The organism is Pseudomonas sp. SDI (assembly GCF_003105155.1).
GTDB lineage: Bacteria > Pseudomonadota > Gammaproteobacteria > Pseudomonadales > Pseudomonadaceae > Aquipseudomonas.
In genome coordinates this window covers 1-536 of the sequence record NZ_QETK01000071.1, presented here as the reverse complement: position 1 = coordinate 536, position 536 = coordinate 1, and the positions used below count along the sequence as shown (strand labels likewise).

At 50.9% G+C, this 536-nt stretch carries 2 protein-coding genes; both read left to right on the top strand.

Features of this window, described 5'->3' with window-relative positions; translation table 11 throughout:
* Positions 1-190 (top strand): RHS repeat domain-containing protein (locus tag DCO48_RS22510; protein WP_165840823.1); only part of this gene is annotated, 190 nt, incomplete at its 5' end.
* A gap of 63 nt (positions 191-253) precedes the next feature.
* Positions 254-536, top strand: a 283-nt coding sequence (locus tag DCO48_RS22505) for a hypothetical protein (RefSeq protein WP_133247635.1), incomplete at its 3' end; no start/stop codon positions are given.

Genomic DNA, 536 nt, shown 5'->3' with positions numbered 1-536 from the left:
GATCGACGCGGACCGGTTGTCGTTCAAGTACGACCTGGCCGGGCGGCTGCTGGAAGAGCGCGGCGTACTCGGCCCGGTGGCCTATCAATACGACGCCCTCGGCAACCTTACCCAGCTCACCACCCTGGACGGCAGCACGCTCAACCACCTGCATTACGGCAGCGGCCATGTGCACCACTTGGGAACATGAAGCAGCTGATTCGTTTCGCCATGTGGGATATGACTTAGTCAAGATAATAAAAGGTATTGACATATGGTAAGCGCAAATAGGGTGGCAGAGTTTATCGCCAGCGACAACTACCAGAAAAATCTTCAAAAAATTAATTTGCTGACCTCAATAGAAGTGCAGGGCGAATACGGCGACGCACACTCTATAATTACGCAAAAGAAAATGATGGCGGCGCAAGTGGAGATAGTTGACATCGAAGAATGCCTCGCCAAACTAAGTGGAGTCGCAGCCAGCTACACAATGAGAAAGCATAAGGCAACGTACGACCTTGATGAAAGCATAGGTATTTCCGGAGAGTCAGAAAACA